Origin of the sequence: uncultured Lamprocystis sp. (assembly GCF_903933125.1) — a bacterium.
In the GTDB taxonomy this organism is placed as follows: Bacteria; Pseudomonadota; Gammaproteobacteria; order Chromatiales; family Chromatiaceae; genus Thiodictyon.
On sequence record NZ_CAIZIZ010000283.1, the window covers coordinates 1 to 5310 of the forward strand.

A 5310-nucleotide genomic window follows, 5' to 3' on the forward strand; every position below is an offset into this window, starting at 1 on the left:
AGATCCGACCAGTCGACGAGGATCAGGGGCTCGGCGATCCGGGCCAGGGTCACGCGGCAGAGGGCGTCGTAGATCGCCGTACGCTCGCGATACAGGTGGGGATTGCCGATCAGGCGGTCGGCGCGCTTGATCTTGTGCTTCAACGTCGTCGGGCCGACCAGGCGTCGTCCCACCGCGGTGATGGACAAACCCGCTCCGGTGACGCAGGCCTCCACCATGTCAAAGAGTGCGGCTAGGCGGGTGGCATGGACAAATTCCAGTGACTGACCGAGCCAAGAGCGTAATAATGTGGGCACGTGCATGAAGGGCGTCCTCAGCGGTTTTCCTTATACCAGTGTGGCAGTAAAACCTCGTACACGCTGCGGCAGATCGCAGAATCTTTTCTTGACCTTTGTTTTTATTGATTTTTTCCAGGGGATACTTCAGGGCCAGATTCAATTATGAAACCCAAGAAGGACAAAACTGGAAGAGGGGCCGGTTTAATTGATTTTTCGCCGCCGGGCAGATTTAATTGAGCCTGCCCCCCCTTACCCTCCACTTAGATCTGCGGGGACAGTTTACCTAATTCACGCTGCCAAGTTATGCGTCATCACCAAGCAGTCCGGCGATGCAATCTACAAAACGGGCGGCAGTTTCAAGAGCCGCCGCCGAGTGTTCGGGAGGAATGTCGGCTTCCGGCCCTGTTTCGTAATCGGCAACGGCTTTCAAATTGTAGGCTTGGGTAAGAAACGGCGGAAACATTTTATCAATGCGCGGTTCGTTTCGTGCGAGACGGTGAAACTCGCGTTGAACCCCCTGGTGCGTTTTTGCGTATTTTCCCGTTTGCTCGAAAATGAGCGCCTGAGAGGCATGAAAGGTTGCGAGATAGGCACCGCGCCCCGCGTCATTGCTAAGACCAAAGCCCAAGCTTGCGCGGGCATTCGCTAGGCATTGACGCGCCTTTGCCAGGTACCCACTTGCTTCCGGGGTCATAGGTCAATCCCTTCGCGCCGCAACTCGTGCATGAGGGGTGTGCGTTCTTTATAGGACCCTGCCCGATAGGGCATGGCATGAATCACTGCCCCTGTTTCTGTTGCAATGTTCGAGGCGGCAAGCGCGATCCGGTCAGCTTCCGCCCATCGGTTATCAAGGTCTTCCAAAAACACGGCTACGTCATAATCTGAATCCGGCCGCGCATCCCCCCGCGCCCGTGATCCGTACAACACAACGCGCTCAATGCGTTTGCCATACAACGTATCAAGCGCGGCGCGGAACTTGGACAGAACAAGTGGGTTCGCGTTTGCCATAATGGATGTGTACCATAAGATGCGCTGTCGGAATTGATCCCTGAAAGGGATAGAAGCGTCTGCTGTTAAACCCACTCCTACATCCGATTATCACGTTCGACGGCTATACTCATTCAAGAACAGTGCGTCCAGGTTCAATAGACCCGCGGCTGAAACCCGTCGGGGACATCCAGGTCGAAAACTTGATCGTGAATCCGTGCGGCATAGAAACCCTCTCGCAGGACTCGCTCGCGCATCGCCGCGGTCAGGTCGACCGCGGCGAGGATACCAAACAGCCGCTTGTCGCGATGCTCAGGGAAGAACTCGCGAAACTGGTGCAGGATATCCTTCAGTTGACCGATGGCCTCCTCGCGCAGATGGCTTTTAACCTCGACCAGATAGGCCGCGTTGACCGGACCGTTGGCGTATGACAGAACATCGAGTTCCAGGTGTCGGCCATCCTTGGTGGCCCGCACGCTCGGGCTGACCACCTCCATGCCGAAGCGCAGACGCAGGATTTTCTCCATGGAAGGCAGGGCCAGGCCCTCGGTAAAGCTCCCGAATTTTTCGCCCAGGCCGCCGATCTGCTTGCCCAGTTCCTTGATCTGACGATCGGTCCGGCGCATCTTGCGATCAGTCTCCTGAAACATCCGTTTGGTTTCCTGCGTCTCGCGCGCGGTTTCCTTTTGCGCCTCGATCAGTTCGCGCAGCAGCGCCCAAAGGTCGTCGGCCGTGGTTGCCATGGTGTCATCCGCCCGGTTTCGTTGCTGCGGTGAGTATAGGCCAGGGAGGCGGTCACCCGCGGGCTTTCGGCATCCAGATCGTCAGCTCTAACCAGCCTCCGGCGCAGCCGTTCGCTGCAACTGGACCTTGAACGCGTCATCCAGTTCCAGCCGCGCATCGAACCGATGGCCTTGATCATCGCTAAGCGATAGAAGCGTCTGCTATCACTGCAACGCCCGGTAAAGCGTCCGGCGCGACACGTTGAGCGATCGGGCCACCGTGTCGGGGCGTTCTCCCTACTCCAGCAGGGTCCGGGCATGGGCGACCTGTTGGGGTGATATAGCCTTCGTAGCTGATATCCGGACAGATCCTGGTGTAGGGGCGGGTTTGAAACCCGCCCCTACGTCCGCTTATCACGTCCGATGGCTATAGCAGAGAAAACTTCCCGCAAAATTGGTTGATGTCGGGATCGTAGACGATCACGGCCGTCATGCCGTCGACGGTCATGGTGTCGGCACCGGCGTTGCGGCCTGGTCGATAGGACGCCCGGCGGTGAGGGCGGTAGGCTCGCACGGGCAGGGCCTGCGGCCCTACTTGAGCAAGAGCGGCGCCGGCCAGAACGCCGAATTCATGACTTGCTCAAAGGCCCATGGACAAAGTTCTGGAAACTGATTCGCGGGCAAGCCCGTTTCTTTCAAAGCGTCCGATCTGGCATCACCCCAGGCATCCGCCCACCATTCAGGATCATTCAGGGATGCCTTAAGGCTAGGAGTTCGTTTCAGACGACGCGAAATCGCTTCTCGTTGGTGGCGGATGGTGACCTCCCAACTGCTGCCCCTAGGGTCAGGCTGATACTGCCATTGAAGAAGATGGGCTAGAAGTACGGACATGCGGCTTTGGAGTTCGCGTTGTTCACTTTTTCCCACGTCTTCGATCTCATCTGCGATATGTTCGATATCCAGGGCATCGAAACGCCCGGCCCGGAGCAGTCGAGCCTGTTCGTTAGCCCAAGCGATCACGTCGTTATCGTAACTTTTCGGGTGCGCGCTCATTCGGCCTCCTATCGGGCGTTGTCTAACTGCCACATTGCCCGGCCCGTTGTGGCGTCGATAGCCTCAGTGAAGGACCGGAAGGCCACGCCCGCGCCTTCAGATCGTCCAGGAGGCCGATCAGGTCACGCAGCGACCGGCCCAGCCGGTCGCGTTTCCAGACCGTGAGCGTGTCGCCCTCCCCCAGCACCTTGAGGCATCGGGTCAGTTCAGGCCGCCGGACATGCCTGACTCAAGCCGCCCGGCTCAATTCCAGCCGGAAATGCATTCCCACCTTGGCCGCCAAAGTGAGCAGCATATCCAGGCTGAACTTCTTCCATTTTCCGCGCACCAGGTCGGAGACCCGCGCCTGGGTCACGCCAAGCCGCTCTGCGGCATCGGCCTGAGTCAGCCCGCTGTCTTGAATCCAAAGACGCAACTGTCCCATCAGGTCGGCGCGCAATTGGAGGATTTCCGCTTCGTGGGGCGGAAATCCGAGCGCCAGAAACAGGTTTTCATCGCCTTTGACGATTTCGGTCATCGCTCATGATCCGACTTGTTTGTAACGTTGGCGCGCTAGCTCGATGTCGTGTGACGCGGTCTTCCGTGTCTTTTTCTGGAAGCAGTGCAGTACATAGACGCCCTCGGCTCGCGCGGCGAGATAGATCACTCGGAAGGCTCCGCCCGCCCGGTCAGGCAGTCCCGACATGCTGCGCAGGGTGGGCCACTGAGAAAGAGGTGCGGGGTGTGATCACCTAAGCTCTTTTTGGACCCGCGGCTTCGGTCCGCGGCGTCCCCAACCCTTCCGCAATCCTGGAGATCCTCATGTGCAAGTCGCTACTCTTTCCCTGCTGTGTCATGGCGCTCGCCGCTGCAACTACCCCGACGACTCATGCGGGGCCGATGGTCGCAATCACTGAACACATTACCCGAGATACCTATCTGTCGAGTGACAACGTCTATGTGGTCCGGGGTGAGATCCATGTCCGTACCGGAGTCCGGCTGAGCATTGGCAACGGCACGACACTCTTGATCCACAACGGCGATTTCCACACGCCGGCGGGAAACATCACGGGCAAGTCGGCGCTGATCTTCGATACGGGGTCACGACTCAATGCGCAGACCCTGACCGTGCGTGCCTGTGATGAGCGCATCAGAGTCGCGGCGCGTGCCGACAACGCGGGTGTGTTCTTTCTGGGCTCCGCGTCGATTGCGGAGAAGGATCGGGTGTCGAGCGACTATGCGACCCGGGCCTCCCAATTCCGGGCGACGCGTATTCTGGTCTCCTATCTCGGTCACCGCGATCCCCCGATGCCTGCGGGGGAGGCGTCCGCGGAAGGGGGCTCCGGGGCAGGCGACGACGCGACGACCCGTGATGGGTCCGCAGGTACCGTCGCCGCAGATGACGGGATCCGCACGGCATCCGAGATCGGCGGGGAGCAGGCCGATGACGTCGATGCCCTGAGCGTGATCGGTGTAACCGCCAGCGAATGGCAGATCGCGGAGGTCCGCTCGGAGTTCAGCGGCGACGACGGGATCGATATCGAGAATTCCGACTTCACCCTCAAGCGACTGACCGTCGTAGCGCCGACCGAGGATGGCATCAATATCACGAGCAGTCGCGTGAACATTACCCAGTCGCTGTCCGTCGACATGGTGGCCGAGAACCCAGCCGACGACCGCGATCTCTTTGATATGGAATACGATGACGGTCAGGCGTTTCTGCGACTGTTACGCGGCTGCGCGATTCGGATCAAGGGGGTATTCGGCGATGAGATGACACTGGTCTCCGATGACCTGCCGCAGCCGGATGGCAACGGGGATACGCCATACGCCTTCGATGGGGTGTTGCATCGCGGGCAGACGTTCATCTATGTCGCGGCAGATGAGGGCGCTGACTAGGAGATTGTGGCCGAGTGATCGGGGCGCAGCCGCGGGGTTCGGGGTTCGGGGTTCGGGGTTCGGGGCAGTTTACCGAATTCCCGGACCATAGAAACGGCCTTGATCAACGTTCCGGCCAGCGACGGCCTGTCCGCAACTGGAGGCCGAGGCTTTAGCCGGTGGCGATTCCCGAGATCCTAAAGAAAATCCGTGGTGCCTGCACGCTGGACCGGCTAAAGCCTCGACCTCCAGTGGCCGGAACGATGACCAAAGTCGGCACGATCAGCGCCATCTGGTCATGGTCTCGCGTCATCAAGCGCGAGCAGGTCCCCGGAAAAGGGGGCTTGATCATTAATCCGGCCAGACCCAAGCCGGCCCGCGTCGCGGCCGTGGGCCCTACGGTAGGAGCGGCC

Annotated in this window: 9 protein-coding genes and 1 pseudogene; 2 read left to right on the forward strand and 8 right to left on the reverse strand. The window is 59.7% G+C overall.

From position 1 onward, the window contains the following. From QZY03_RS13760 to QZY03_RS13795, 8 genes and pseudogenes are all read right to left on the reverse strand, one after another. Window positions 1-302, reverse strand: a pseudogene (locus QZY03_RS13760) (IS4 family transposase); the annotation flags it as partial. Between the two features lie 277 nt (window positions 303-579). Further along, window positions 580-972, reverse strand: a complete 393-nt coding sequence (locus QZY03_RS13765; RefSeq protein WP_295581931.1) for a HEPN domain-containing protein — start codon at window positions 970-972, stop codon at window positions 580-582. Continuing rightward, complete coding sequence (locus tag QZY03_RS13770) at window positions 969-1286, reverse strand: nucleotidyltransferase domain-containing protein (protein WP_295581933.1); 318 nt, start codon at window positions 1284-1286, stop codon at window positions 969-971. The genes QZY03_RS13765 and QZY03_RS13770 overlap by 4 nt, the downstream gene beginning before the upstream one ends. A 134-nt stretch (window positions 1287-1420) precedes the next feature. Next, window positions 1421-2008: a DUF3782 domain-containing protein gene (locus QZY03_RS13775; RefSeq protein WP_295581934.1), complete on the reverse strand. Its 588-nt coding sequence runs from the start codon at window positions 2006-2008 to the stop codon at window positions 1421-1423. A 570-nt stretch (window positions 2009-2578) separates the two neighbouring features. Then, window positions 2579-3040, reverse strand: coding sequence for a DUF29 domain-containing protein (locus tag QZY03_RS13780; protein ID WP_295581936.1), 462 nt, complete (start codon window positions 3038-3040; stop codon window positions 2579-2581). Between the two features lie 22 nt (window positions 3041-3062). Beyond that, a complete protein-coding gene (locus QZY03_RS13785; protein WP_295581947.1) occupies window positions 3063-3245 on the reverse strand; it encodes a recombinase family protein in 183 nt (60 codons plus the stop codon). Between the two features lie 24 nt (window positions 3246-3269). Further along, the gene (locus tag QZY03_RS13790) at window positions 3270-3557 is read right to left on the reverse strand and encodes an XRE family transcriptional regulator (RefSeq protein ID WP_295581939.1); all 288 of its coding nucleotides are present in this window, start codon (window positions 3555-3557) and stop codon (window positions 3270-3272) included. A 3-nt stretch (window positions 3558-3560) separates the two neighbouring features. Next, window positions 3561-3725 carry a type II toxin-antitoxin system RelE/ParE family toxin gene (locus tag QZY03_RS13795; protein ID WP_295581941.1) on the reverse strand — a complete coding sequence of 55 codons (165 nt, stop codon included), beginning with the start codon at window positions 3723-3725 and terminating at the stop codon, window positions 3561-3563. A 116-nt stretch (window positions 3726-3841) separates the two neighbouring features. Between QZY03_RS13795 and QZY03_RS13800 the strand changes: the two genes are divergently transcribed. Together QZY03_RS13800 and QZY03_RS13805 are read left to right on the forward strand one after the other, a co-directional pair. Then, window positions 3842-4918 carry a hypothetical protein gene (locus tag QZY03_RS13800; protein WP_295581943.1) on the forward strand — a complete coding sequence of 359 codons (1077 nt, stop codon included), beginning with the start codon at window positions 3842-3844 and terminating at the stop codon, window positions 4916-4918. A gap of 158 nt (window positions 4919-5076) precedes the next feature. Beyond that, window positions 5077-5310: hypothetical protein (locus QZY03_RS13805; RefSeq protein ID WP_295581945.1), on the forward strand; the 234-nt coding region annotated here is incomplete at its 3' end.

Excerpts from the sequence above, each read along its gene's own strand:
- QZY03_RS13765 (WP_295581931.1), bottom strand. The coding sequence starts at position 972 with ATGACCCCGGAAGCAAGTGGGTACCTGGCAAAGGCGCGTCAATGCCTA.
- QZY03_RS13770 (WP_295581933.1), bottom strand. The coding sequence starts at position 1,286 with ATGGCAAACGCGAACCCACTTGTTCTGTCCAAGTTCCGCGCCGCGCTT.
- QZY03_RS13790 (WP_295581939.1), bottom strand. The coding sequence starts at position 3,557 with ATGACCGAAATCGTCAAAGGCGATGAAAACCTGTTTCTGGCGCTCGGA.
- QZY03_RS13795 (WP_295581941.1), bottom strand. The coding sequence starts at position 3,725 with ATGTCGGGACTGCCTGACCGGGCGGGCGGAGCCTTCCGAGTGATCTAT.
- QZY03_RS13800 (WP_295581943.1), top strand. The coding sequence starts at position 3,842 with ATGTGCAAGTCGCTACTCTTTCCCTGCTGTGTCATGGCGCTCGCCGCT.
- QZY03_RS13780 (WP_295581936.1), bottom strand. The coding sequence starts at position 3,040 with ATGAGCGCGCACCCGAAAAGTTACGATAACGACGTGATCGCTTGGGCT.
- QZY03_RS13775 (WP_295581934.1), bottom strand. The coding sequence starts at position 2,008 with ATGGCAACCACGGCCGACGACCTTTGGGCGCTGCTGCGCGAACTGATC.